This is a genomic window from Kineococcus lubricus (assembly GCF_050871965.1).
Classification (GTDB): Bacteria; Actinomycetota; Actinomycetes; order Actinomycetales; family Kineococcaceae; genus Kineococcus.
The window spans coordinates 13199-38978 of the sequence record NZ_JBJLSK010000031.1; the positions used below are offsets into that span (position 1 = coordinate 13199).

Sequence of the window (25780 nt, forward strand, 5' to 3'; positions counted from 1 at the left end):
GGGTCCTCCAGCGCGCGCAGGCCCCGGGCCGCTCCTACCGTGGCGCCATGGCGAAGGAGAGCAAGAAGATGAAGTCCGAGGGCACGCCCCTCTACACGATCCCCGGCCTCACGAAGGAGCAGGGAGCCGCCGTCGCCGCGCTCCTGCAGGACCGGCTGAACGCGCTGACCGATCTGCACCTGACCCTGAAGCACATCCACTGGAACGTCGTGGGCCCGCACTTCATCTCCGTGCACGAGATGCTCGACCCGCAGGTCGACGCCGTGCGCGAGATGGCCGACGCCACCGCCGAGCGGATCGCGACCCTGGGCCTGTCGCCGTGGGGCACCCCCGGCGCGCTCGTCGCCGACCGCACGTGGGACGACTACTCGATCGGGCGGGCCGGGGCCATCGAGCACCTCGGGGCCCTCGACCTCGTCTACGCGGGCGTCATCGAGGACCACCGGCAGGCCATCGAGGCCACCGACGACCTCGACCTCGTCACCCAGGACCTCCTCATCGGGCAGGCCGCGCAGCTGGAGCAGTACCACTGGTTCGTGCGCGCCCACCTGGAGACCTCCGGCGGGCAGCTGAGCACCGCCGGAGCCCAGACCGAGGTGGAGGCCACCCGGCAGGCCGGGCGCGCCGGGGTCAAGCGCAAGTCCTCCTGACCGTCCCCGGGCGTCCGCCCGGACGGGCACGATCGCGCCCCCCGCGGCGTTGGGCAGGATGTCGGTGATCTCCGCGCGAGAGCATCGCCCTCGATCCCGCGCCGACGTCGCGGGACGGGCCAGGACCGGTGAGGAAGCGTCATGTCGAACCTCGGACCCATGGGTGGTCCGCAGCGGATCCCCACGCCCACCCCGCCGTCGGGGGAGGCGATCGGCCGCTACGCGACGTACTCCGAGGCCCAGCGGGCCGTGGACTTCCTCTCCGACGAGCACTTCCCGGTGCAGAACGTCACCATCGTCGGCAACGGCCTGCAGATGGTCGAGCGCGTCACCGGCCGCCTGACCTACGGCCGCGCGGCCGGGGCCGGGGCCGTCTCGGGGGCCTGGTTCGGTCTGCTCATCGGCCTCATGCTGTCGGTCTTCGGGTCCGGCGGGACCGGGGCGCTGCTGACCGGCCTGCTCATCGGGGCCGGGTTCGGGATGCTCTTCGGGGTCATCTCGTACGCCCTGACCGGCGGGCGGCGCGACTTCACGTCGTCCTCGCAGATCGTGGCCTCGGAGTACACGGTGCTGTGCCTGCCGCAGATGGCCTCGCAGGCGCGCGAGGTGCTGTCCCGGCTGCCCAACGGCCTGGGCCGCGGCACCGGCCCGGCGACCCCCGGCCAGGCGCCGTGGGGCGCACCGGACCCGACCGCGCGGCCCTGGGGCCCGCCGTCGTCCACGCCCGGCGCCTCGCCCGGCGCCCACCTGCCGCCGCCCCCGCCGGGGTCGGCGCCGGCCCACCAGCCGCCGCCGCCGTCGTTCGAGAAGCCGCACGAGGAGGCCGCCGCGCCGCCGATGGACCTGTCCGGTCCCACGTACGCGCAGAAGGTGGAGGAGGCGCGCCGGGAGCGGCGGGCCGCCGAGGCCCGCGCGCGCCAGGGCGCCGAGGGCGCGGACCCGGCCCGCGACGGGCAGGACCGCGACGACCGGGGCGGCGCGGCGGGCTGAGCCCGCACCGCCCCGGCGGGGCCCCGCGCCTCAGCGCAGCGAGGCCATCCACGCCTCGACGGCCTCGGGCGTGCGGGGCAGGCCAGCGGTGAGGTTCTCCACCCCGTCGGCGGTCACGAGGACGTCGTCCTCGATCCGCACCCCGATCCCGCGCAGCTCCGCGGGAGCCAGTTCGTCCTCGGTCTTGATGTAGAGACCCGGCTCGATGGTGAAGACCATCCCCTCGCGCAGCTCCGCCTCCAGGTACATCTCCTTGCGGGCCTGCGCGCAGTCGTGCACGTCCAGGCCGAGGTGGTGGCTGGTGCCGTGCGGCATCCAGCGGCGGTGGAACTGCCCCTCCGGCTGCAGCGACGTGGCGGCGTCGACCGGGAGCATCCCCCACGCCCCCAGCCGCTCGGCGATCACCCTCATGGCGGCCTCGTGGACTTCGCGGAACCGCACCCCCGGCCGGGCGACCGCGAAGGCGGCCTCCGCGGCGTCCAGCACGGCCTGGTAGACGCGCCGCTGCGGCTCGGTGAACGTGCCGTCCACCGGCAGCGTCCGGGTCACGTCGGCGGTGTACAGCGAGTCGACCTCGACGCCGGCGTCGACGAGCAGCAGCTGGCCGGCCCGGACGGGGCCGTCGTTGCGGATCCAGTGCAGCGTGCAGGCGTGGTCGCCCGCGGCGGAGATGGTCTCGTAGCCGACCGCGTTGCCCTCCACGCGGGCGGTGCCGTCGAAGGCGGCCTCCACGACCCGCTCGCCGCGGGGGTGGCCGACCGCCCGCGGCAGGGCGCGGACGATCTCCTCGAAGCCGCGGGCGCTGGCCGCGACGGCCTCGCGCAGCTGCCCCACCTCGTACTCGTCCTTGACCAGCCGCAGCTCCGACAGCGCCGTGGCGAACTCGTCGTCGGCCCGTTCGGGCACCTGCCCGCGCAGCGCCGCCACGGTGGACGTGACGCCCGGGTCGGCCTCGGTCAGCAGCCGCGACCCCTTCGCCCCGGCCAGGGAGGCGCTCAGCTCGTCGGTGAGGGCCGCGACGTCGTGCACGGCGAGGCCGGTCCAGGCCGCGAACGCCTCCAGCGTGGGGCGCGGCCCCACCCACAGCTCGCCGTAGCGGGCGTCGGCGAAGAACTCCTCGCTGTCGCGGCCGGCCTGCGGGCGCACGTACAGCACCGCGCGGTGGGCGTCGCCGTCCGGGTGCAGGACCAGCACCGCGTCGGGCTCCTGGTCGGTCCCCAGGCCGGTCAGGTGCGCGAAGGCCGAGTGCGGCCGGAACCGGTAGTCGGTGTCGTTGGAGCGCCGGACGAGGGTGCCGGCCGGGACGACGAGCAGCTCGCCGGGGAACAGCGACGACAGGACCTCGCGGCGGCGCGCGGCGTACGGCGCGAACGGCGCCGCGTCCAGGTCCTGCGCCGGTCGCGGCCCCCAGCCGTCGGCGATGAACCGGCGGAAGGCGGCGGAGCGGGGCACGGAGCGGTGCCGGTCGGCGTCCTCGGGGTCCCCGGCGGTCTCGGCGTCCTCCTCGACGGTGGGACCGGCCGCCTCGGGGGCCTGGCGGTCCAGGACGTCCTCGATCGTGGTGTCGCCGGCCTGCCCGCCGGATCCGGTCGTCGTCTGCGCAGTCACCGGCTCATCATCGCCCCCGCCGGTGGCGGCCGTCACCCCGCCCACGAACGCCCGTGCACGCACAGTCACCAGAGGTTGACGGTGGGGCCGGGTCGGGGTGACCGTGGGGTATGGGCGGTACTTCGCAGTGCCCCCGCTGCGACGGCGCGGTGCGGGCACCCAGCATCTGGCACTCGGGGTACACCTGCGCGGTCCACGGGGAGGTGGTCCCGCTCCAGCCGCCGCAACCGGCCGACGCCGAGCACCTGGCCTGGGTCGCCCGCCACTCCGACGTGCCCGTGTGGCTGCCGTGGCCGCTGCCCGACGGGTGGCTCGTGACCGGCACCCGCTGCGTGCGGGACGGCAAGCACGAGGCGCAGGCCGTCGCGGTGGCCGTCAGCGGCCCCCACCACGGCCCCGCCGGCGGCTCACCGGTGGCGGACGTCCTGCTGGTGGCCGAGCAGCCCGGCACCGGTCTGGGCGCCCACCTCGCCGGCCGCGACGACGTCGACCCCGGCGAGGGGCTGACGACCGGCCGCCCCGCCGTGCGCCTGCACGCCGCCGGGGCCGCGACGCCGTTGTGGACCGTGCCCGCCGACGGGGACCGCGCCGTGCTGGTGGGCGAGGCCGGGGCCGTCTGGCTGTGGGCGCTGCTGTGGCCCGCCTCGGCCGGGCTGACCCTGCTGGACGACCTGCACCTCGTCGACCTGCGCGACCCCGCCCACGAGCTCGACGTGCCCTGCGGGGCCCTGTCGCCGCGGCTGCGCTGGGCCGCCGAGGCGGTCCCGGCCCGCGCGTGAACGGGGGAGGGCCCCGCGCGGCGTAAAGTCGACCCGTGCGCATCGACCTGCACACGCACTCCACGGCGTCCGACGGGACACAATCCCCGGCCGACGTGATCGCCTCCGCCGCGCAGGCCGGACTCGACGTCGTCGCCCTCACCGACCACGACACGAGCTCGGGCTGGCCGGAGGCCACGGCCGCGGCCGATCGACTGGGACTCCGGCTGGTGCCGGGGGTCGAGATCAGCTGTCTGCTCCGTGGGGTGTCCGTGCACCTGCTGTCCTACCTCCACGACCCCGAGGACCCCGTCCTGGTGGGGATGCTCGCCGAGTCCCGCGCCTCGCGGGTCGGCCGGGCCCGCCAGATGGTGGAGCGGCTGACCCCCGACACCGGCCTGCGCTGGGACGACGTCCTCGAGCAGGTCCACGGCGCCGCGACCATCGGCCGCCCGCACATCGCCGACGCCCTCGTGGCCCGCGGTGTCGTCGGCGACCGGGACGAGGCGTTCGCGACGCTGCTGTCGGGCCGCAGCAAGTACTTCGTCCCGCAGACCGCTCCCGACCCCGTGGAGGCCGTGCGCCGCGTCCGGCACGCCGGCGGGGTGCCCGTCATCGCGCACCCGGCCGCGTCCAAGCGCGGCTGCTGCATCGCGGACGAGGAGATCGAGGCGATGGCCGAGGCCGGGATGGCCGGCCTCGAGGTCGACCACCGCGACCACTCCGACGCCGAGCGCGCCCACCTGCGCGAGGTGGCCCGCGACCTGGACCTGTTCGTCACCGGGTCCAGCGACTACCACGGCGCGGGCAAGCGGAACCGGCTCGGCGAGAACACCACCGACCCCGAGTCCCTGGAACGCCTCGACGCGATCGCCGCGTCGACGCGCGCGGTGCACCCGCTCCCGTGAACTGGCAACTGTTCGGCGAGAGCTTCGTCACCCTCTTCGTGATCATGGACCCGCTGGGTACCGTCCCGATCTTCCTGGGCCTCACGTCCAGCTTCAGCGCGGCCGAACGCTCCCGCGCCGCCCGCCAGGCCGTCCTGGTGGCCCTGGGCGTCATCGTCGCCTTCGCCGTCTTCGGGCAGCGGATCCTGGACTACCTGCACATCTCGCTGCCCGCCCTGCAGGCCGCCGGTGGTCTGCTGCTGCTGCTCATCGCGCTCGAGCTGCTCACCGGCAAGGGGGACGAGCCGACGAGCACCGTCGGGGTCAACGTCGCGATGGTCCCGCTGGGGACACCGCTGCTGGCCGGGCCGGGGGCCATCGTGGCGACGATGGTCTTCGTCCAGCAGTCGCGCGGCTGGGCGGACTGGTCCGCGGTCGCCCTCGGGGTGCTCGCCGTCCACGTCACCCTGTGGCTCGCGATGCGGTTCGCCGGGCTCGTGCACAAGGTGCTGGGGGACTCCGGGGTCCTGCTGGTCACCCGGGTCGCCGGGTTGCTGCTGTCGGCCATCGCCGTCCAGCTCGTCGCCGACGCCGTGCGCTCGTTCGTCCTCAACGAGGCCTGAACGCGCACGAGGGCCCCTGCCGGATCCGGCAGGGGCCCTCGTGCGTCCTGGCCGACGTCAGTCGGTGACCGTCTCCGGGGCCTGCTCGGCGGGGGCGACGCGGGTGCGCCGGCGGCGTCGCGGCGCGGCGGGCGCCTCGGGGGCGTCCGTGGTGGCAGCCGTGGTGGCGTCCGCGGGAGCCGGGGTCTCGGCGGCGTCGGCGGTCACGGCGTCCGCCACCACGTCCACCCCCGAGCGGGTCCGGCGGCGGGTGCGGGTGCGGCGGGGCCGCTCCTCGCGGGGCTCGACGACGCCCTCCTCGACGGGCTCGGGGCGACGGGACCGCTCACCCTGACCGCCCGAGCGCGCGCGCCGGCCCTTGGCCGCCCCGACCTCGCCCAGGTCCTCGACCTGCTCGGCCTCGAGCCCGGCGCGGGTGCGCTGGGTGCGCGGCAGCCGGCCCGTGGTGCCCTCGGGGATGCCGAGGTCGTCGAACAGGTGCGGCGACGTGGAGTACGTCTCGACCGGCTCGCCGAAGCCCAGGCCCAGCGCCTTGTCGATGAGGCTCCAGCGGGGCAGCTCGTCCCAGTCCACGAAGGTCACCGCGACACCGGTGTTGCCGGCCCGGCCGGTGCGGCCGATGCGGTGCAGGTACGTCTTCTCGTCCTCGGGGCACTGGTAGTTCACGACGTGCGTGACGTCCTCGACGTCGATGCCGCGGGCGGCGACGTCGGTGGCGACGAGCACGTCGACCTTGCCGTGCCGGAAGGCGCGCAGCGCCTGCTCGCGCGCCCCCTGCCCCAGGTCCCCGTGGATGGAGGCCGCGGCGAACCCGCGCTCGGTGAGCTGCTCGGCGACCGACGCCGCGGTGCGCTTGGTGCGGCTGAACACGATCGTCAGCCCCCGCCCGGTGGCCTGGAGCATCCTCGCGAGGACCTCGACCTTGTCCAGGGCGTGCGTGCGGTACGCGAACTGGGTGATCGCCGCGACCGTGGCGCCGTCGTCGGTGGGGTCGACGGCGCGGATGTGGGTGGGCTGGCGCATGTACGAGCGCGCCATCGCCACGACCGGACCGGGCATCGTGGCCGAGAACAGCATCGTCTGCCGCGCCGGGTTCGTCTGGCTCAGCAGGCGCTCGACGTCGGGCAGGAAGCCGAGGTCGAGCATCTCGTCGGCCTCGTCGAGGACGACGCACATCACGTTCGACAGGTCCAGGTGGCGCTGCTGGGCCAGGTCCAGGAGCCGGCCGGGGGTGCCGACGACCACGTCGACGCCCTCGGTCAGGGCCGCGATCTGCGGCTCGTAGGCGCGGCCGCCGTAGACGGTCAGGATGCGCGCGGGGTAGTTGCGGCTGGCGGTGGTCAGGTCACCGGCGACCTGGACCGCGAGCTCGCGGGTCGGGACGATGACGAGGGCCTGCGGCGCGCCCGGGTGCGGCAGCCGGTCGTAGTCGGCGTCGCCGCGGACGGCGGTGCGCTGCAGCAGCGGGACGCCGAAGCCGAGGGTCTTGCCGGTGCCGGTCTTGGCCTGCCCGATGATGTCGTGGCCGGTCAGGGCCACCGGCAGCGTCATCGACTGGATGGGGAACGGCGTCGTGATGCCCGCCCCGGCCAGCGACTGGGCGATGCGGGGGTCGACCCCGTGCTCGGCGAAGGTGCCGATGTGGTGCGCGGTGGGCGACGTCTCGTCGTCCGGACCGGCGTCGGGGCCGGTGGCGGTGGTGCTCGTGTCGGTCATGCGTCTCCCGTGGAGGGGCGACGGCGGCCGGGCCCGCGCGGACCCGCACGGCGGGCTCGGTGGTGCGTCGGAGCCCCCGGCGGGGGAGGTCGTCAGGCGGGGCGTGCGGCCGCGTCGCGGCAGTCGGCAGCCGATCGTGACTGGCGACCGGGCAACCCTGAACCCGACCATGGTAACCGTGCGCGGTGCCCGGGCGCCGCAGCGGTCACCCCGGGAGCACGGGCAGGGGGGTGGACCGGTCCGGTCCACCCCCCTGTCCGGCGGCTCGTGGCCTCCTCAGGCGATGCCGAAGCCGACCTTGCCCTTCTCCTGCGCGCCGATGTCCAGGTAGCCGATGGACGCGGCCGGCACGACGACCTGACGGCCCTTCTCGTCGGCCAGCTTCAGCACCGACCCGGCGGAGAGCGCCTCCGTGACGGCGGCGGTGATCTCCTCGCTGGTCTGCGCCGACTCGAACACCAGCTCGCGCGCGACGTTCTGCACGCCGATCCGAACCTCCACCGCAGCCCCCTCCAGGGTTTCGCCGATCTCGACAGGGGTCGCCCCGCGGGGGACGGCCCTGCCCCACGCTAGTCGCCGCCGCGTGCGGGCGGCGCCCCGGTTCGCTTCCGGCGGACGGACCCCGCGCGCACCGGGGCGGGCCCGGGCCGTCCACGGCCGGTGCCCGCGCGGTGACATGCTGCGGTCGTGCCCGCTGATCACCGCCACCGCAGCGACCCCGCCGTCACCGCCCGCCGGGCCGTCCTGCTCGGCGGCGCCGGCCTCCTGCTCGCCGGGTGCACCCGCACCCCGAGCGCCGCGGGCGCCGGCGCCACCTCCGGTCCCACCTCGACGAGCGCGTCCCCCGCGACGCAGACCCCCTCTCAGACCCCCTCGCAGACCCCGGTCGCCACTCCCAGCACCCCCGCGCCGCCGCCCGGGCTCACCGCGGCGGACGTCACCGCGGGCGTCCTGCGCCGGGAGGTCCCGCAGGGCGGGGGCGGCGTCCTGGCCGTCGTGCCCGGGTCCAGCCCCGCCCCGGCCTCGGCGCGCGTGCGGACCGTGCGGGTCGAGGTGGAGCAGGACCTCCTCGACGCCGGGGTGCTGGACCCGGTGGCGTTCGCGGGCTTCGCCCTGACCGTCCTGAACGACCCGCGCGGCTGGGGCGCGGGGGGAGCGGTGAGCTTCGCCCGCACCGACGGCGACGCCGACACGAGGCTGGTCCTGGCCACGCCGGACACCTCGGCCGCGCTGTGCCGCCCCCTGCGGACGCGGGGGACCATGTCGTGCCGGACCGGCGACGCCGCCGTCCTGACCTGGTACCGGTGGGTGGAGGCCATCCCCGACTACGGCGAGGACCGCACCGGCTACCGGCAGTACGTGGTCAACCACGAGATCGGTCACGTCCTCGGTCACGGCCACGAACCCAACCCCGGGGTGGGCCGCACGGCGCCGGTGATGATGCAGCAGACCAAGGGCCTGGACGGCGCGCTGCCCAACCCCTGGCCGCACCCCTGACGCTCCGGCGACGTGGCACGCTCGCCGGGTGACGTCGTCGCTGCCCGAGCGGGCCGAGGAGATCCTCGAGGTCGTCCACGCCATCCCGCCCGGCCGGGTCCTGACCTTCGGCGACGTCGGGGCCCGGGTGGGGGACCGGGGGCCGCGGTTCGTCGGCAACGTGCTGCGCCGCTTCGGGTCCGGCGCGCCGTGGTGGCGGGTCCTGCGCGCCGACGGCAGCACCCCGCCGCACCTGGCGGCCGAGGCGCTGCGGCGCTGGCGGGCCGAGGGCACCCCGCTGCGGCGCCTGGCGCACGCGGCCGCCGACGTGCGGGTCGACCTCGCCGCCGCCCGCTGGGACGCCGGGGCGTGGACCGCCCCGTGGGAGGAGGAGGAGCGGTGAGCCTGGTCGAGGAGCTGCGCGGTGCGCGGCGGCGGTTCTCCGTCGAGTTCTCGCCCGCCCACGACGAGGCCACCGCGGCGCGGCAGTGGCGGGCCGTGGAGCGGCTCACCCCGCTGGGGCCGCTGTTCGCCTCGGTGACCTACGGCGCCGGCGGCGGCGACAGGGCCGGGACGCTCGACCTCGCGTCGCGGATCGCGCGCTCGACCCCGCTGCGGCCGGTCGCCCACCTCACCGCCGTGGGGCAGTCCGCCGACCAGCTGGCGCAGGTCGTCGACGACCTCCTGGCCGGTGGCGTGCGGGACGTGCTGGCCCTGCGGGGGGACCCGCACGGGGACCCCCGCGCGCCCTGGCGCCCGCACCCGGAGGGGTTCCAGCACGCCGACCAGCTGGTCCGGCTCGCGCTCGGGCGCGGCGCGGAGTCCGTGGGGGTGGCGGCCTTCCCGCTGGGGCACCCGGAGTCGCCGGACCCGGACACCGACCTGCGGCACCTGCTGGGCAAGTTCCGCGCCGGGGCGGGGTTCGCCGTCGCGCAGCTCACCTTCGACGTGGAGGACTTCCTGCGGCTGCGCGACCGGCTGGCCGCCGCCGGCTGCGACGTCCCGCTGCTGCCGGGGCTGCTGCCCGTCACCAGTCCCAAGGTCCTGGAGGTGACCCGCCGGCTCACCGACGGCCACGAGCCGTCGTGGCTGCACCGGCGGCTGGACCCGTTCCTCGACGACCGGGGCGCCTTCCGCGAGGAGGGGATGCGGGTCGCGGTCGAGGACGGGCGCCGCCTGCTGGCCGAGGGGGTGCCGGTGCTGCACCTGTACTCCCTCAACGCGGCGTCGAACGTGGCGGCGCTCGTCGACGAGCTGGGGCTGGCGCACGCGCCGGCAGGGTCGTGTCGGACCCCTGTGGTTCCGTGACGCCCGTGCTTCGAGACCAGCAGGGCCCGGACCGGACGCCCGGCGGGGGAGGGGACGCGCCCCGCCGCCCGCCGGTGCCGCGGCTGCGCCGGGCCGAGCGGACGGCGCGGGTCGCCGCGCGCCCGGACCCGCGCCAGGACGAGGTGCTGGCCACCCGTCCCGGCAGCGGCCCGCTGGTGGTCCTGGGGGCCCCCGGCACCGGCCGGACCCGCACGCTGCGCGAGCTCGTCGCGGCCCGCGTCGAGCGCGACGGCGTGGCCCCCGACCGCGTGCTGGTGCTGGCCCCCACCCGCCGCGCGGCGGACCTGCTGCGCGACGAGGTGTCGGACCGGTTGCGGCGCACCACGGGGCAGCCGGCGGCCCGCACGCCGCAGTCCTACGCCTTCGGCATCCTGCGCCGCGTCCACGTCAGCGAGGCGCTGCCCCCGCCGCGGCTGATCTCCGGGGCCGAGCAGGACGCGATCCTCGCCGACCTGCTGCGCGGCCACCTCGCCGTCACCGCGGCCGACCCCGGCGCGGACCAGGACCCCGAGGAGCTGCCCGACGCCGACGGCGCCCCCCTCGGCGCCCCGCGGGTCCCGGACTGGCCCGACGACGTCCCGCGCGACTCCTGGGGGCTGCGCAGCTTCCGCAACGAGCTGCGCGACCTCATCATGCGCGCCGTGGAGCGGGGCCTGCGGGCCGACGACCTGCTGGCCCTGGGGCGGCGGGAGAACCGGCCCGAGTGGGTCGCCGGAGCCGCCCTGCTCGAGGAGTACCTGCAGGTCAACGCGCTCAGCCGGTTCGAGGCCTACGACCCGGCCGCCGTCGTCGACGAGGCCGTGGTGGCCCTCGGCGCGAACGCCGAGCTGCTGGCCGCCGAGCGCGCGCGCTGGGACCTGGTGGCCGTCGACGACGCCCACGACCTGTCCGCGGCGGGCCTGCGCCTGCTGGAGGCGGTCGCCGGTGGCCGCGACCTCGTCCTGACCGCCGACCCCGACAGCGTCACGCAGGGCTTCCGCGGCGCCGACGCCCGCGCGGCCGCGACCCTGGCCGACCGCTTCGCCGTCCGCGGCGCCCCCGCCCGCACGGTCGTGCTCGGCACCGACCACCGGCAGCGGCCCGGGCTGCACCGGGTCGGCCGCGCGGTGTCCGCGCGCATCGGGGCCCTGGGCGGGGCCCCCCAGCGCCTCGCCGGGCCCGGCCGCGAGGGGGAGGGGCTGGTCGAGGTCGCGGTCCTCGGCTCCCCGACCCAGGAAGCGGCCTGGATCGCCCAGCGGCTGCGCCGGCGCCACCTGCTCGACGGCCTGCCCTGGTCCCGGATGGCCGTCGTGGTCCGGTCCGCCGGGCACACCGCCGCCCTGCGCCGAGCCCTGACGCACGCCGGCGTGCCGATGGCGGTCCCGCTGGCCGAGGTGCCCGTGCGGGACGAGCCGGCCGTCCGGCCCCTGCTGGCGGCGCTGAAGGTGGTGCTCGACCCGGCGGAGCTGACCGACGAGCTCGCGCACGACCTCGTGACCTCCCCCGTCGGCGGCGCCGACGTCGTGGCGCTGCGCCGGCTGCGGCAGTCGCTGCGGCGCGCCGAGCTGGCCGCCGGCGGCGGGCGCAGCAGCGACGTCGTGCTGACCAGCGCCCTCGCCCAGGTGCTCGCCGACCCCGACGCCGACCCCGGCGCCGATCCCGGGGCGGACCTCGCCCGGCTCGACGCCGACGACCCCGCCCTCGCCCCCGCGGCGCGGGTGGCCGCCGTCCTGCGCGCGGGCCGGCGCGCCGCCCTGGCCCCCGACGCCTCCGCCGAGACCGTCCTGTGGGCCGTCTGGGACGCCACCGGGCTCGCCGCCCGCTGGCAGCGCGCGGCGCTGGCCGGCGCCACCGTCGAGGGCGCGGACGCCGCCCGCGCCGACCGCGACCTCGACGCCGTGCTGGCGCTGTTCGAGGCCGCCGGCCGCTACGTCGACCGGTTCCCCGGCGCGGGCAGCGCGGGCCGCTTCCTGAAGGACCAGCTGGCCGCCGAGGTCCCCTCCGACACCCTCGCCGACCGCGCCCCGGACACCGGGGCGGTGACGCTGACCACCCCGCAGGGCGCCGTGGGCCGCGAGTGGGACCTCGTCGTGACCGCCGGGGTCCAGGAGGGCGTCTGGCCCGACCTGCGGCTGCGCGGCTCCCTGCTCGGGGCGCAGGCCCTCGTCGACGTCCTGGAGGGACGCGACACCCAGGGGCCCGGCGCCCGCCGGGCCGTGCTGGAGGACGAGCTGCGGCTGTTCCACGTCGCGGTCACCCGTGCCCGCGACGAGCTGGTCGTCACGGCCGTGCGGACCGAGGACGAGCGCCCGTCGGCGTTCGTGGACCTCGTCGCCGCCGCGGCCGGCCTGGAGGGCACCGACGACGAGGAGCGGCCGGTCGCGGCCGTCCCCCGCGCGGTGTCCCTGCCCGCGCTCGTCGCACGGCTGCGCCAGGTGGTCTGCGCCCCCGAGGCCGTCGAGACCCCCGAGCGGCGGGCCGGCGCCGCGGCGCGCCTGGCCGCCCTCGCCCGCGCCGGCGTCCCCGGCGCCGACCCGGCCGACTGGTACGGCATCGAGGACCTCACCGACCCCGGGCCCCTGCGCGGTCCGGACGACGAGGTCGCCGTCTCGCCCTCCCGGGTGGAGAGCTTCGAGCGCTGCGGGCTGCGCTGGCTGATGGAGAGCTCCGGCGCCCGCCCCGCGGACAGCACGAGCCAGTCCATCGGGAACCTGGTGCACCGCATCGCCTCCGAGGCCCCCGACGCCGACGCCTTCGAGCTGCGCCGGCGCCTGGACCTGCTCTGGCCCACCCTGGGCCTGCCCGACGGCTGGGTCGCCGACCGCGCCCGCGCCCGCGCCGAGCGCATGGTCGACAAGCTCGCCGAGTACTACCGCGACGCCCGCCGGGCCGGGCGCACCCTCGCCGGCGTCGAGCTCGACGTCGACGCGCGGGTCGGGCGCGCCCGCATCCGCGGCCGGGTCGACCGCCTCGAGCGCGACGCGCAGGGCCGTCCCGTCGTCGTCGACCTCAAGACGGGCAAGACGCAGCCGTCCGGGGCCGACCTCGCGCGGCTGCCGCAGCTGGGCGTCTACCAGCTGGCCGTCGAGGAGGGCGGGCTGGGCGCCGCGGGCCCCGCGCGGGAGTCCGGCGGCGCGGCGCTGGTCCAGCTGGGCGGGAACCAGAAGAAGGCCCCCCAGCAGCAGCAGCCGGCGCTCGCCGACGACGAGGACCCGCAGTGGGCCCGCGAGCTCGTCGAGCGCGCCGCCGACGGGATGGCCGCCGCGACCTTCGAGGCGGTCGTCGGCCCGCACTGCGCGTACTGCCCGGTCTTCACCTCCTGCCCGGCCCAGGACGCCGGGCGCAGCGTCGTCGAGGAAGGGGGCCGCTGATGCTCTCAGCCCTGGAGATCGCCGCCCGGCTGGGCCGGCCCGCCCCCACCCCCGAGCAGGTCGCCGTCATCGAGGCGCCCGTCGAGCCGATGCTCGTCGTCGCGGGCGCGGGGTCGGGCAAGACCGAGACGATGAGCTCGCGCGTCGTGTGGCTGGTGGCGAACGGCCTGGTCGCCCCCGAGGACGTCCTGGGCCTGACGTTCACGCGCAAGGCCGCCGGGGAGCTGGCCGAGCGCGTCCGGCGCCGGCTGCGGTCCCTGCGCGCGCACGGCCTGGGCCCGGCCGGCGGCGACGAGCTCGGCGAGGGCGAGCCCGTCGTCTCGACGTACCACGCCTACGCGGCGTCCCTGGTGGTCGACCACGGCCTACGGCTGGGCGTCGAACCGCAGTCGACCGTGCTGTCCGACGCGGGGGCCTGGCAGCTGGCCTCCGACGTCGTGGAGTCCTGGCGCGGTGACCTCCCCGGCGTCGAGGCCGCCCCGAGCACGCTGGCCGCGGCGCTGCTGCAGCTGGCCGGGGAGTGCGCCGAGCACCTCGTCGACGCCGAGGACCTCGCGCGGTTCGTCGACGAGGTCGAGGCGCACGTGCGCACCCTGCCCAAGGACGACCGGAGCATCGCCAAGCTCGGCGCGGGGGTGCCGGGGGAGCCCTACGCGAAGGTCGCCGCGGTCCTGGCGGTGCAGCGGGCCCGCAAGGAGGTCCTGCCCCTGCTGCTGGAGTACCAGCGGCGCAAGCGCGACGCCGAGCAGCTCGACTTCGGCGACCAGGTGCTGCTCGCGGCCCGGCTGGCCCGGGAGGTCCCGGCCGTCGCGGAGACCGAGCGCGCCCGGCACCGCGTCGTGCTCCTCGACGAGTACCAGGACACCAGCTACGCCCAGCTCGCGCTGCTGCGGGCGCTGTACGGCGGCGGGCACCCCGTCACGGCCGTCGGCGACCCGCACCAGTCGATCTACGGCTGGCGCGGGGCCAGCGCCGGGAACCTGGTGAGCTTCCCGGCCCACTTCCGGCGGGCCGACGACACCCCGGCGCGCCGGCTCCCGCTGGCCACGAGCTGGCGCAACGACCGCGCCGTCCTGGCCGCCGCGAACGTCGTCGCCGCACCGCTGAACGACGGCGAGGACGCGGGGGCCGTCGCGGTGCTGCGACCGCGCCCGGACGCCGGGACCGGACGGGTGCGGACGGCGTTCGCGGCCACCGTGGAGGAGGAGGCGGCCGAGGTCGCGGCCCGGCTGGCCGAGGTGTGGCGCGCCGACTCCGAGCGACTGGCCGCCGAGCGGGCCGTGCCGGGGGCCGACCCCCGCCCCCGGCGCACCGCGGCGGTGCTGTGCCGCAAGCGGTCGCAGTTCGTCGTCCTGCAGCGGGCGCTGCGCGCGGCCGGGCTGCCCGTCGAGGTCGTCGGCCTGGGCGGCCTGCTGTCGACGCCCGAGGTCGCCGACGTCGTCGCGACCCTGCACGTCCTGCACGACCCCGGCCGCGGCGACCACCTGGCCCGCCTGCTGACCGGCGCGCGCTGGCGGCTCGGCCCGCGTGACCTCGCCGCGCTGGGGGTGTGGGCCCGTCAGCTGCAGCGCAGGCGCAGCCACCAGGCCGAGAGCGACCTCGACCCGGTCGACGTGGTCGTGCTGCCCGACGAGGTCGAGGCCGTGAGCCTGGTGGAGGCCCTCGACGAGCTGCCGCCGACGGGCTGGCGGGGCCCGGACGGGCGCGGGCTGTCGCCGCGGGCGCTGCGCCGGCTGGCGCGGCTGGCCGCGGCGCTGCGCCGGTTGCGCACCCGCACCCACCTGCCGGTCGCGGACCTGGTCGGGGAGGTGGAGCGGGCCCTGCTGCTCGACGTCGAGGTCGCCGCGCGGCCGGGCAGCTCCCCGTCGTTCGAGCGCAGCAACCTCGACGCCCTCGCCGACGCGGCGGCGTCGTTCTCGGCGAGCTCGCAGCGGCCGGGCCTGGGCGGGTTCCTGTCCTGGCTGGACGCCGCCGAGGTCCGCGAGCGCGGGCTGGAGCCGGGAGCCTCGGACGTGTCCACGGACGCCGTGCAGCTGCTGACGGTCCACGCCAGCAAGGGGCTGGAGTGGGACGTCGTCGCGGTCCCGGGCCTGGTGGAGCGGAGCTTCCCCGCCGGTGGGGACACCGACCCGGGCTGGCTCGGGGGCACGAGCTCCCTGGGCGTGCTGCCCTACCCGCTGCGCGGGGACCGCTCCAGCCTGCCGCACTTCGCGATCGAGCGCGCCGCGACGCAGAAGGAGCTCGACGTCGCCCGCGAGGAGTTCATGCGCGCGTGCGGGGAGCACCAGCTCGCCGAGGAGCGCCGGCTGGCCTACGTGGCCTTCACCCGGGCCAAGTCCGAGCTGCTGCTGTCCGGGGCGTACTGGGACGAGGCGACCAAGCCCCGCGAGCCGTCCCGGTTCCTGCGCGAGGTCCTCGAGGCTCCGCCCGGTGCCGTGCCCGGGCTGGTGTCGCTGCCCCCGGCGGCGCCGCCGGAGCCGGACGCGGTGAACCCGCGGACGGCCGAGCCGCAGCGCGTGGTGTGGCCGGTGGACCCGCTGGCCTCGCGCCGCGCCGAGGTCGAGGCGGGCGCGGCGCTGGTCCGGGCCGCCCTGGCCGGGGCGCCCGCCGGGCCGGACCCCGACGAGGAGGCCCGGTCGTGGGCTGAGCAGGCCGAGCTGCTGCTGGCCGAGCGCGCCGCGGCCCAGGAGGCGCCGGGGGTCCTGCTGCCGGCCCACCTGTCGGCGTCCCGGCTGGTGGCCCTGGCGCAGGACCCCGACGCGCTGGCGCTGCAGCTGCGCCGGCCCGTCCCGCTGGAACCGCGCCCGGCCACCCGGCGCGGGACGGCGTTCCACGCCTGGCTGGAGCAGCGGTTCACCGCCAGTTCCCTGCTCGACCTGGTGGACCTCCCCGGGTCCGCCGACGAGGACGCCGCCGACGACTCCGAACTCGCTGCGCTGCAGCGGGCCTACCTCGCCTCGGAGTGGGCCTCGCGCGACCCGGCGTTCGTGGAGGTCTCGGTCGAGACGCCGGTGGCCGACCTCGTCGTCCGCGGCCGGATCGACGCGGTGTTCGCCGCGACCGGCGCGGACGGGCGGACCCGGTGGGACGTCGTGGACTGGAAGACCGGCCGCCCGCCCACGGGGGAGGCGGCCCGCGCCCGCGACGTGCAGCTGGCCGTGTACCGGCTCGCGTGGTCGCGCTGGCACGGGGTGCCCCTGGAGGACGTGAGCGCCGCGTTCTTCTACGCCTCCACCGGCCAGACGGTCCGGCCCGTGGACCTGCTGGACGCCGGCGACCTGGAACGGCTGGTGCGGTCGGTGCCGGTGGCGTCCTGAGCCCCCGCCGGGCCACCGGGGCGGGTCAGAACGTCAGGTCCACCACGACCGCCCGGTGGTCGCTGCCCCCGAGCCGCTCGATGCGCCCCGCCACGCCCACCGAGGCGGGCAGGCCGTCGGCGAGGGCGTGGTCGAGCTGCACCTTCGGCGACGGCGCGGGGAACGTCGGCCCGGTCACCAGCGGCCGCCAGGGCAGCACCCGGCGCACGACCCCCGGCGGCAGGTTGAGGTCCCCGAGCAGCACGAGCGGGCGGGGCAGGGTCCGGGCGAACCCGTGCACGGCCCGCAGCTGCCGGCCGGCCTGCCAGGGCGTGAAGGACAGGTGGGTGCCGAGGACGCTCAGCGGCCCGGCCGGGGTGCGCACGACGGCGGCGACGACGGCGCGGGGCTCGTCGGGGATCCAGCGCACCCCGGTGCCCGGCGCCAGGACGGGCAGCCGCCCCCGCCCGGCGGGCATCCGCAGCTCCCGGAAGCCCAGCGCGGTGTCGTGGTCGCCGCGCACCAGCAGCGAGATGCCGTAGGAGGGTTCGTCGGGCAGCGTCCGGTGGGCCTCGCGGACTCCCAGCGGCTCACCGGGGGTGCCGTGCAGCGTCGCGGCGAACCAGCCGCGCGCCCCCAGCCCGGCGGCCAGGGCGGCCGTCTGGTCGGCGCCGCCGCTGCGGGGCAGCAGGTGGTCGACCTCCTGCACCGCGACGACGTCGGCGTCCAGCGCCGCGACGGCGCTCACGAGGGCGGCGGTGTCGATCCGGCCGGTGCGCAGGTCCCGGCCGGAGGCGGCGTTGACCGAGGCCAGGCGCACCAGGCGACGCACGGGTCAGGCCAGCGGGGTGGCGTCGGCGTGGGTGGCCAGCTCGTCCAGCATCCGCCGGGCGTCCTCGACGATCTCGGCGTCCTCCAGGCGCAGACCGAGCAGCAGCCAGCGCGCGAGGGCCAGCTCCCCGGCCAGCCGCGCCCGCAGCAGCAGGTCCGGGTCGGGGGGTTCGGGCAGCGCGTGCGCGTACGCCTCGAGCACCGACTCCAGGGCGTCGGGGTCGGCGCCGACGGCGAGCCACGCGAAGTCGTCGGCGGGGTCGGCGATCTTGGCGTCCACCCAGCCGGTGATGCCCGTCAGGACGGTGCCGTCGGTGCGCACGTGCTCCCCGACGAGGTCGCCGTGCACGGGGGTCGCCGCGAAGCGCCAGTGGGTGACCTCCTCCATGAGGGCCTCCCACCGGGTCAGCAGCCGCGGCGGCACGTGACCGGTGCCGGCGGCCCGGTCCAGCTCGGACAGCCGGCGGCGGCGGTACTCCTCGGCGTCGTAGACGGGGACGCCGGCCTCGGTGAACACCGCGGCGTCGATGCGGTGCAGCGCGGCCAGCCCCGCCCCGAGGGAGGCGGCCAGCCCGGGGCCCGGCCGCAGCGTGGCGGGGTCCAGCGCCGTCCCCGGCAGCTCCGGGTGCACGACGCACCGGCCGCCGTCGGGCAGCGCCAGGGCGCCCACGACCTCGGGGACGGCGAAGGGCAGCGGCTCGACCAGGCCCTTGAGCAGCTCCACCTCGGTGTCCAGCGCGGCGGCCGCGGCGGCCCGGCGGGGGGCGCGCACGACGTAGCGCCGGTGGTCGGCGCCGAGCACGACGGCGACGTCGAAGTCGGCCCCGCCCGCCTCGGCGGGCCCGGCCGCCACGACGTCCAGGCCCCGCACGGCGGCGGTCGCGAGGGCGGCGAGGACACGGGGCGAGCGGGCGGGCACGCCCCCACGGTATTGCGAACGGGGCTGCATAGGGTGCAGGTGTGACCCCTGTGCCGCTCCCGAGTCCTCCGCTGCGCGATCTGGCGCTGTCCCGCCAGCACCTCGACCGGGCCGGGGCGCACCGCACGTCGCCCTCGCACCTGGCGGACCTGTGGGACTCGCCGGACACCCGCGTCCTGCGGCTGCACGCCGGCCGCGCGCCGGTCGTGACGACGCCCGAGGGGCCGCGGCTGGTGCTGCGCAGCCCCGCGGAGGTGCCCGTTCCCGGGCCCGAGGACCTGCAGCTGTACCTCGGCGTGGACCGCGACGGGGACCGGGAGGTCCACCACGTGGCGGTCGTGTCCGCCGACGCCGAGCCGGAGGCCACCGACGGCGCCGCCGGCGGCGAGGAGTGGCGTGGGCTGCGGGAGGTCGGCCAGGAGCTGCCGGCCCTGGACGCGGGGTTGTTCACCGAGGCGCTGGCGATGGGCAACTGGCACGCGGTGACGCGTTTCTCGCCCCGGACCGGGGCGCCGCTGACCGCGACGACGTCGGGCTGGGTCAAGACCGAGCCCGACGGCCGCGAGCACTTCCCGCGCACCGACGCCGCCGTGATCATGGCGATCGTCTCCCCGGACGACCGGCTGCTGCTGGGCCACCAGCCGATCTGGCCGGCGAACCGCTACTCGGTCCTGGCCGGTTTCGTCGAGCCGGGGGAGTGCTTCGAGGACACCGTGCGGCGGGAGGCGTTCGAGGAGGCCGGGATCACCATCGGCGCCGGTCTCGACGACGTCCGCTACCTGGGCAGCCAGCCGTGGCCCTTCCCGGCGAGCCTCATGGTGGGTTTCGCGGCGCGGGCGGTGACGACGGACATCCGGGTCGACGGCGACGAGATCGCCCTGGCCCGCTGGTTCACCCGCGAGGAGCTGGCCGAGGAGCTGCGCACCGGCGGGGTCCTGCCGCCGCCGGGGGTCTCCATCGCGCGCCGGCTCATCGAGGCCTGGTACGGCGGGCCGCTGCCGGTCGACGACCGCCCCTGGGGCTGACCCCTCAGCCGGGCAGCCGTTCCGCCGGGTGCCGGGGGTCCTCGCAGCGCAGCACGACGGCCGCGGCCGCGGCCGGGTCGTCCTGGTCGAGGTAGCGGTTCCAGCCGCCGACGACGCGGTCGCCGTCCCCGGCGGGGACCCGCCGGCGGATCGCCGCGTCCGACGTCGTGAGGTGCGCGACGGCGTCGAAGCCCCAGCGCACGTCGCCGCGCAGCAGGAACGACCCGGCGAACACCAGCACCGCGTCGTCGGGGACCGGTTCGCGCGGGGCCCGCGACGCCCGGTCGGTGCCGGGGTCGTACAGCGACGGCACCCACCAGCGCCCCGACGCCCGCCCCAGCGGTTCGAGCACTTCGCGGTACACCCCGGGCACGTCGAACCAGCCGTCGTAGTAGGCGTCGGGGTCGTCGCGGCCGAACTCGTAGCGCAGCGACCGGGGCCGCCAGAACCCCTGCCAGTCCGTCACCAGGACCGGCCGGGCGAGGGCGCGCAGGGCGTCGGCGAGGTGGCCGGCGTACCAGCGGGTGTCGGCGTCGACGGCCCCGTCGATCCCGACGCGCGCCGCGGGGGGCAGTGAGACGGCCCACCGGTCGGCGAACTCGCGCGGGCCGGTGGGCCGGAAGGTGGTGCCGGTCAGGAGAGCTTGGCCTTGACCTCGGCCACGGAGGGGTTGGTCGCCGCGGACCCGTCCGGGAAGAGCAGGGTCGGGACGGTCTGGTTGCCGCCGTTGACCTGCATGACGTACTCGGCCGCGTCCGGGACCTCCTCGATGTTGACCTCGGAGTAGCTGATGCCCTCGCGGTCCATCTGGGACTTCAGGCGGCGGCAGTACCCGCACCACGTCGTCGTGAACATGGTGACGGTGCCGGCCGCGGGGGCCTCGATCGTGGACACGTCCTGCTCCTCCTCCGGGGAGGTCACCACGGCTGTGGATGACCTGGTCCCCGCTGCAACCGCGGGACCCACGGCCATCTTCCCCCGGCGTGTCGTCCACAACGCGCCGCCCCTCGTGCCGCGGACCACGGCCGCGGTGGGGGAAGATGCCCGGGCCATGACGACGACCACCCTGCGCCCCGACGCCGACTCCGTCCTCGAAGGTCTCGACCCCGAGCAGCGCGAGGTCGCGACGACGCTCGACGGTCCCGTCTGCGTGCTCGCCGGGGCCGGGACGGGCAAGACCCGCGCCATCACCCACCGCATCGCCTTCGGCGTGCACTCGGGGGCGTACGTGCCCAACCGCGTCCTGGCCGTCACCTTCACCGCGCGCGCGGCGGGGGAGATGCGCACCCGGCTGCGCGACCTGGGCGTCGCGGGCGTGCAGGCCCGCACCTTCCACGCCGCGGCGCTGCGGCAGCTGCAGTTCTTCTGGCCCCAGGCCATCGGCGGCACGCTGCCGAACCTCGTCGAGCACAAGGCGCCGCTGATCGCCGACGCCTGCAACCGGCTGCGCGTCCAGGCCGACCGGACCCGCATCCGGGACCTGTCCGCCGAGGTCGAGTGGACCAAGGTCATGCTCGTCGACCCCGACGACTACGTGAGGGTCGCCGCCGCTGCGGGCCGGGGGGAGCCGGGCGGGCTGGACCTGCCCACGGTGGCCCGGCTCGTGCGGACGTACGAGGACGTCAAGACCGACCGCGCCGTCATCGACTTCGAGGACGTCCTGCTGCTGACGGCGGGCATCCTGGACGAGCGGCCCGACGTCGCCGCGACGGTGCGCGAGCAGTACCGCCACTTCGTCGTCGACGAGTACCAGGACGTCTCCCCGTTGCAGCAGCGGCTGCTGGACCTGTGGCTGGGGGGCCGGGAGGACCTGTGCGTCGTCGGCGACGCCAGCCAGACGATCTACTCCTTCGCCGGGGCCACCCCCGAGCACCTGCTGCACTTCCCCCGGCGGCACCCGTCGGCGAAGGTCGTGCGGCTGGTGCGCGACTACCGCTCCACGCCGGAGGTCGTGCAGCTGGCGAACTCGGTGCTGTCGACGGCCACCGGGGTGCACGCGCAGGCCCGGCTGGAGCTCATCGCGCAGCGGCCCTCGGGGCCGCCGCCGTCGTTCACGGCCTACGACGACGACGTCGCGGAGGCGTCGGGGGTGGCGGCGCGCATCGCCGCGGAGGTCCGCGCCGGTCGCAGCGCGAAGGACATCGCGATCCTGTTCCGCACCAACGGCCAGTCGCAGGCGCTGGAGTCCGCGCTGGCCGACGCCGGGGTCGGGTACGTCGTGCGCGGCGGGGAGCGGTTCTTCTCCCGCAAGGAGGTCCGCGACGCGATCGTGCTGCTGCGCGGGGGGGCCCGCGCGGCGCTGCCGGGTCACGAGCTGGGGGCCGAGACGCGCGCGGTGCTGAGCTCGGCCGGCTGGAGCGAGAAGCCGCCGAGCGCGGCCGGGGCGACCCGCGAGCGCTGGGAGTCGCTGCAGGCGCTGGTGGTGCTGGCCGACGAGCTGGCGGCCAAGCGGCCGGGGGCGACGCTGTCGGACCTCGTGGAGGAGCTCGTCGAACGCGGTCAGGCCCAGCACGCCCCGACCGTCGACGGCGTGACCCTGGCCTCGTTCCACGCCGCGAAGGGGCTGGAGTGGGACGTGGTGTTCCTGGTGGGGGTGAGCGAGGGGCTGCTGCCGATCTCGTTCGCGGAGACGCCCGAGGACGTCGAGGAGGAACGCCGGCTGCTGTACGTCGGCATCACCCGGGCCCGTGAGGGCATCCACCTGTCGTGGGCGAACTCGCGGACCCCGGGGGGACGGGCGACGCGCAAACCGTCCCGGTTCCTCGACGCGGTCCGTCCGCAGGCCACCCCCGCCGGTCGTCGCTCGAAGCCGGCTGCGTCGTCGTCGCCCTCGCGTTCGAGCGGGCCGATGACGTGCCGGGTGTGCGGGAACCCGCTGAGCGCCGCGGTGGACCGCAAGCTGCGCCGGCACGCGGACTGCCCGGCCAGCTACGACGAGGCGGTGTTCGAGAGGTTGCGCGAGTGGCGCAGCGCGACGAGCAGGGCGGCGGAGGTCCCCGCCTACGTGGTGTTCACCGACGCGACCCTGGTGGCGATCTGCGAGGCGATGCCGTCGAGCACCGCGGAGCTGTCGAGGATCACCGGGGTGGGCCCGGCGAAGCTGGAGCGGTACGGCGCGGAGGTCCTCGAGGTCCTGGCGGGCTGAGGAACCGCTGATCCGTTGCGCGGCAACGTTTCCCCTGGTGGTTGAGAACGTCACCAGAAATCTCCGGGCGGAACCGCGGAAAAAGACGTTGTCACTGCTCGTCGGGTACCCCTACAGTCGAATCCACACAGCGCGGCCATCGGGTCCGCGCGGCTGCGCAGGAGAGGAGGGCAGGACGATGGACAGCACCACGATCGCGAACACCGGCATCGTCGCCGATGCCCTCGTCGCCGCCACCCGCGCCCAGGCCCTTACGCCGGTCGCCGTGCAGTGCGTCTCGTGGGAACGCAGCCACGCGTCCACCCGGGTCATGACCACGGGTGGAGTGCGTCTGCTGCCCGCCACCGGGCGCCGGCGCACCGACGAGGCCGTCTACGGCACCTCCTCCCTCCCGTTCTCGGGACCCTCGACTTCGAGTCCACCGGTCTAGCTCGACCAGACCGGCAGCCTCCTGGCCGCGGATCCCGACACCTCGGGTCCGCGGCCATTTTGCGTTCGTGGGCTCTTCGACGCCGAACCACCACCGCCGGAGAAACACAGATGACTTCGCAGCCCGCGACCAGCAGGCCCCGAACGAGCCACCGAACCACCGTCACCACTCGAAACACCGGGAACCCCGGACGAGAGAAGGAGGTGAGCGGCGTGACCCGCCGCCACACGCCGGACCCGCTGCCCTGCCGCCGCTTCGACTCCGAGCTCTGGTTCGCCGAGAAGCCCGACGACGTCGAACTCGCCAAGTCGCTGTGCCAGGAGTGCCCGCTCGCGACCGCCTGCCTCGCAGGCGCTCTCGAGCGCGCCGAACCCTGGGGCGTCTGGGGCGGCCAGCTCGTCCTCGCCGGGGTCGTCGTGCCCCGCAAACGCCCGCGCGGCCGTCCGCGCAAGCACCCCGTCGCCGCCTGAACCCGGGCGCGCACCCACCCGTGAACGCCACGTCCTGAACACCACTGGAGTCGCCATGTCGTACGTCGAGGAACAACTGCTGCGGGAGCGGGTGGCCTCCCTGCACCGGGACGCGGCCCGCGTCCGCACCGCCCGCGCCCTGCGGGCCCGCCGGCGCGCCGAGGTCGCGGTCCGCCGTGCGCTCGTCGCGGCCGCCCGGGCCGAGGTCGCCGCCGCGCGCGCCGAGGCGGCGGTCGACCCCGACCGCGACCTCGTCGCGGTCTGACCCCGACCGCCGGTCTCAGGGGACCGGCAGGTCCAGGCACCCGCAGGCCGGGTGCGGCCGCCACCAGCGCTGCCGCACCCGGCCCTCGGGCAGCAGCACCTCCAGGCTCGCCCCGACGGTGCTCGCGGTGAGGCCGTCGAGGTGGCTGAGCACCTGCAGGCCGGCCAGGCCGGCCACGACGCGGGTCGTGGCGGCATCGGGGGGCCGGGGCGCGGCCCGCAGCAGCGCGCTGCGCTGCTCGGGCCAGGCGGGGTCGGCGTCGGTGCGCCACCGGTCCAGGCAGCGCAGGCACGCCGACCGGCCGGGCAGGACGAGCGGGCCGACGACCGCGTCGGTGTCGCGCAGCACGACCGACAGGTGCGGGACGCCGTCGGCCAGGACCCCGTCGGCCACGACCGGGTCCGCGACGTGGTCGTGGACCAGCACGAGCAGGTCCGCCGGGTGCTGCGACCCGGTCGTCGTCCCCGGCAGCGGCCGGTCGCTCAGGAGCCGCCCGACGCCGGCGTCGGCCAGCACGGCCACGACGGCCCCGGCGGTCGCCGCCGGCCCCGCCACGGCCACCGCCGAGCGCGTCCGCCGGCGCGACCGGTCGCGGGGACCGGCCCCCTCGCGGTCGTAGGCGCTCCACGCCCGCACCTCGTCGGACACCTCCGGCCCGCCCGGCCCGCCGGTACCGCTGTCGCGGGGCAGCTCGTCCGACCGGTGCAGCCGGGCCGAGCGGGGCGAGGAGCCCACCTGGACCAGCCCGTCGCGGCGGCGCAGGACCGGGACCCCGGGCGGGACGGGCGCGGCGGGGGGACGGCTGGGGCGCGGGGCCGGGTCGGGCACGCGGCCACTGTGCCGCAGGCCCGAGCCGGCCCGGGCGCGTCGTCCACAGCCCCGCCCCGGTGGTGACCGCCGCGGGTCACCACCGGGGCCGTCCGCTCAGCCGGCCTTGCCGAGGATGCGGTTGAGGTTCGTGCCGCACTCCGGGCACTTGCCCTTCGCCATGCGGCGGCCGTTGGTCTCCACGACCTGCCCCTCGGCCTCCCGCTTCTCCTTGCACTTGACGCAGTAGAACTCGCCGCTCCAGGTCTCGGCCATGGTGCCTCCTCGATCGTGTCCGGCGGCCGGCTCCGTGCTGGGCCGGCCTCGACGGTCCGCGCGGGACGGTGCTCCGTCAGGACGCCCCGACCCGGCGGTGGGCCGTGCTCCCGCTCCGCATCGTCCCCCGAACCGGGCCGCGCGGCGCGTCGGCACGCGCTGCGGGGATCACGGCTTCCGCCCCGGGAGGGGGCGCAGAGGGTAACCTGCCGGAGGTGAGGGCTCACCAGGAGGGTGTTGCAGCCCTCGACGCTGCCCGCGCGGCGGTCGAGGCACCCGACGGTGCCGCAGGTGGGGCTGACGGTGACGTCCCCGAGGACACCGTGGCGCACGTCACGCACATCGACCTCACCGACACCGAGGTGGACGTCCGCCGCAGCCGGCGCCGCACCCGCACCGTCTCGGCCTACCGCGACGGGGACCGCACCGTCGTGCTCATCCCGGCCCGCTTCACGCGGGCCGAGGAGCGCGAGTGGGTGGAGCGGATGGTGACGCGCCTGGAGGCGGCCGACCGTCGCCGCAACCCCCTCGAGGGCGACCTGCTCGAACGGGCCCGCGAGCTGTCGCGGCGCCACCTCGACGGGCTGGCCCGGCCCCGATCGGTCACCTGGGTCGACAACCAGCACCACCGCTGGGGGTCGTGCACGCCCGCCGACGGCAGCATCCGCCTGTCCAGCCGGTTGCAGGGCATGCCCAGCTGGGTCCTGGACTACGTGATCCTGCACGAGCTCGCGCACCTGCTGGTGCCCACGCACTCGCGGCAGTTCTGGGGGCTGCTGGAGTCCTACCCGCGCACCGAGCGCGCCCGCGGGTTCCTCGCCGGGGTGGACCACGCCACCGGCCACGAGGGCCCGGGACACCACGACCGCGACGACGAGGACGACGACGAGGTGCCGGACGTCGACCTCACCCCGCGGGGTGAGGTCGAC

The 25780-nt window shown here is 76.8% G+C and carries 25 protein-coding genes; 16 read left to right on the forward strand and 9 right to left on the reverse strand.

Annotation, left to right across the window (positions count from 1 at the left end):
• Window positions 1-47: 47 nt before the first annotated feature.
• A complete protein-coding gene (locus ACRYRX_RS18820) occupies window positions 48-650 on the forward strand; it encodes a Dps family protein (protein WP_432514350.1) in 603 nt (200 codons plus the stop codon).
• A 141-nt stretch (window positions 651-791) separates the two neighbouring features.
• Entirely contained in the window at window positions 792-1640 is an 849-nt protein-coding gene (locus ACRYRX_RS18825) for a YflT domain-containing protein (protein ID WP_432514352.1), read from the forward strand.
• A gap of 30 nt (window positions 1641-1670) precedes the next feature.
• On the opposite strand, the gene ACRYRX_RS18830 is transcribed toward ACRYRX_RS18825, so the two are convergent.
• Window positions 1671-3197, reverse strand: coding sequence for an aminopeptidase P family protein (locus tag ACRYRX_RS18830; protein WP_432514390.1), 1527 nt, complete (start codon window positions 3195-3197; stop codon window positions 1671-1673).
• Between the two features lie 161 nt (window positions 3198-3358).
• On the opposite strand from ACRYRX_RS18830, the gene ACRYRX_RS18835 reads away from it, so the two are divergent.
• The 3 genes from ACRYRX_RS18835 to ACRYRX_RS18845 are packed head-to-tail and all read left to right on the forward strand — an operon-like array spanning window position 3359 to window position 5516.
• A complete protein-coding gene (locus ACRYRX_RS18835) occupies window positions 3359-4027 on the forward strand; it encodes a DUF6758 family protein (protein WP_432514353.1) in 669 nt (222 codons plus the stop codon).
• A 35-nt stretch (window positions 4028-4062) separates the two neighbouring features.
• Window positions 4063-4914: a PHP domain-containing protein gene (locus tag ACRYRX_RS18840; protein WP_432514355.1), complete on the forward strand. Its 852-nt coding sequence runs from the start codon at window positions 4063-4065 to the stop codon at window positions 4912-4914.
• Complete coding sequence (locus tag ACRYRX_RS18845; RefSeq protein ID WP_432514357.1) at window positions 4911-5516, forward strand: MarC family protein; 606 nt, start codon at window positions 4911-4913, stop codon at window positions 5514-5516. The genes ACRYRX_RS18840 and ACRYRX_RS18845 overlap by 4 nt, the downstream gene beginning before the upstream one ends.
• A gap of 57 nt (window positions 5517-5573) precedes the next feature.
• Here ACRYRX_RS18845 and ACRYRX_RS18850 read toward each other — a convergent pair whose 3' ends face one another.
• Window positions 5574-7232, reverse strand: a complete 1659-nt coding sequence (locus ACRYRX_RS18850; protein WP_432514359.1) for a DEAD/DEAH box helicase — start codon at window positions 7230-7232, stop codon at window positions 5574-5576.
• 276 nt (window positions 7233-7508) lie between these two features.
• Window positions 7509-7733, reverse strand: a complete 225-nt coding sequence (locus ACRYRX_RS18855; RefSeq protein WP_432514360.1) for a DUF3107 domain-containing protein — start codon at window positions 7731-7733, stop codon at window positions 7509-7511.
• Between the two features lie 186 nt (window positions 7734-7919).
• Between ACRYRX_RS18855 and ACRYRX_RS18860 the strand changes: the two genes are divergently transcribed.
• From ACRYRX_RS18860 to ACRYRX_RS18880, 5 genes are read left to right on the forward strand one after another with little or no spacing between them, the layout of a single operon-like run.
• On the forward strand, window positions 7920-8729 hold the full coding sequence (locus ACRYRX_RS18860) for a DUF3152 domain-containing protein (RefSeq protein ID WP_432514362.1): 810 nt from the start codon (window positions 7920-7922) through the stop codon (window positions 8727-8729).
• A gap of 28 nt (window positions 8730-8757) precedes the next feature.
• Complete coding sequence (locus ACRYRX_RS18865; RefSeq protein ID WP_432514364.1) at window positions 8758-9111, forward strand: MGMT family protein; 354 nt, start codon at window positions 8758-8760, stop codon at window positions 9109-9111.
• The gene (locus tag ACRYRX_RS18870; RefSeq protein WP_432514365.1) at window positions 9108-10016 is read left to right on the forward strand and encodes a methylenetetrahydrofolate reductase; all 909 of its coding nucleotides are present in this window, start codon (window positions 9108-9110) and stop codon (window positions 10014-10016) included. Before ACRYRX_RS18865 ends, ACRYRX_RS18870 begins: the two co-directional genes overlap by 4 nt.
• Window positions 10017-10021: 5 nt before the next feature.
• Window positions 10022-13387: an ATP-dependent helicase gene (locus ACRYRX_RS18875; RefSeq protein WP_432514366.1), complete on the forward strand. Its 3366-nt coding sequence runs from the start codon at window positions 10022-10024 to the stop codon at window positions 13385-13387.
• Window positions 13387-16704 (forward strand): ATP-dependent helicase, encoded by a 3318-nt coding sequence (locus ACRYRX_RS18880; protein ID WP_432514368.1) that lies wholly within the window; start codon window positions 13387-13389, stop codon window positions 16702-16704. The genes ACRYRX_RS18875 and ACRYRX_RS18880 overlap by 1 nt, the downstream gene beginning before the upstream one ends.
• A gap of 25 nt (window positions 16705-16729) precedes the next feature.
• Here the strand turns inward: ACRYRX_RS18880 and ACRYRX_RS18885 are convergent, their stop codons facing one another.
• Window positions 16730-17515, reverse strand: coding sequence for an endonuclease/exonuclease/phosphatase family protein (locus ACRYRX_RS18885; protein WP_432514369.1), 786 nt, complete (start codon window positions 17513-17515; stop codon window positions 16730-16732).
• A gap of 3 nt (window positions 17516-17518) precedes the next feature.
• Entirely contained in the window at window positions 17519-18433 is a 915-nt protein-coding gene (locus ACRYRX_RS18890) for a phosphotransferase (RefSeq protein ID WP_432514370.1), read from the reverse strand.
• Window positions 18434-18474: 41 nt separating this feature from the next.
• On the opposite strand from ACRYRX_RS18890, the gene nudC reads away from it, so the two are divergent.
• Window positions 18475-19458, forward strand: a complete 984-nt coding sequence (nudC, locus tag ACRYRX_RS18895) for an NAD(+) diphosphatase (protein WP_432514372.1) — start codon at window positions 18475-18477, stop codon at window positions 19456-19458.
• A 4-nt stretch (window positions 19459-19462) separates the two neighbouring features.
• Here nudC and ACRYRX_RS18900 read toward each other — a convergent pair whose 3' ends face one another.
• On the reverse strand, window positions 19463-19924 hold the full coding sequence (locus ACRYRX_RS18900) for a nucleoside/nucleotide kinase family protein (RefSeq protein WP_432514373.1): 462 nt from the start codon (window positions 19922-19924) through the stop codon (window positions 19463-19465).
• A 167-nt stretch (window positions 19925-20091) separates the two neighbouring features.
• Window positions 20092-20313, reverse strand: a complete 222-nt coding sequence (locus tag ACRYRX_RS18905) for a mycoredoxin (RefSeq protein ID WP_106210724.1) — start codon at window positions 20311-20313, stop codon at window positions 20092-20094.
• A 196-nt stretch (window positions 20314-20509) separates the two neighbouring features.
• Here ACRYRX_RS18905 and ACRYRX_RS18910 point away from each other — a divergent pair, with 196 nt between their 5' ends.
• From ACRYRX_RS18910 to ACRYRX_RS18925, 4 genes are all read left to right on the forward strand, one after another.
• Window positions 20510-22603: an ATP-dependent DNA helicase UvrD2 gene (locus ACRYRX_RS18910; RefSeq protein ID WP_432514375.1), complete on the forward strand. Its 2094-nt coding sequence runs from the start codon at window positions 20510-20512 to the stop codon at window positions 22601-22603.
• 178 nt (window positions 22604-22781) lie between these two features.
• Window positions 22782-23033 carry a hypothetical protein gene (locus ACRYRX_RS18915; protein ID WP_432514377.1) on the forward strand — a complete coding sequence of 84 codons (252 nt, stop codon included), beginning with the start codon at window positions 22782-22784 and terminating at the stop codon, window positions 23031-23033.
• Window positions 23034-23236: 203 nt separating this feature from the next.
• Window positions 23237-23503 (forward strand): WhiB family transcriptional regulator, encoded by a 267-nt coding sequence (locus tag ACRYRX_RS18920; RefSeq protein ID WP_432514379.1) that lies wholly within the window; start codon window positions 23237-23239, stop codon window positions 23501-23503.
• 55 nt (window positions 23504-23558) lie between these two features.
• Entirely contained in the window at window positions 23559-23768 is a 210-nt protein-coding gene (locus ACRYRX_RS18925) for a hypothetical protein (RefSeq protein ID WP_432514381.1), read from the forward strand.
• A gap of 15 nt (window positions 23769-23783) precedes the next feature.
• Here ACRYRX_RS18925 and ACRYRX_RS18930 read toward each other — a convergent pair whose 3' ends face one another.
• Together ACRYRX_RS18930 and ACRYRX_RS18935 are read right to left on the reverse strand one after the other, a co-directional pair.
• On the reverse strand, window positions 23784-24596 hold the full coding sequence (locus ACRYRX_RS18930) for a hypothetical protein (RefSeq protein WP_432514384.1): 813 nt from the start codon (window positions 24594-24596) through the stop codon (window positions 23784-23786).
• Between the two features lie 96 nt (window positions 24597-24692).
• The gene (locus ACRYRX_RS18935) at window positions 24693-24851 is read right to left on the reverse strand and encodes a DUF5679 domain-containing protein (protein WP_432514385.1); all 159 of its coding nucleotides are present in this window, start codon (window positions 24849-24851) and stop codon (window positions 24693-24695) included.
• Between the two features lie 323 nt (window positions 24852-25174).
• Here ACRYRX_RS18935 and ACRYRX_RS18940 point away from each other — a divergent pair.
• Window positions 25175-25780 (forward strand): M48 metallopeptidase family protein (locus ACRYRX_RS18940; RefSeq protein WP_432514387.1); only part of this gene is annotated, 606 nt, incomplete at its 3' end.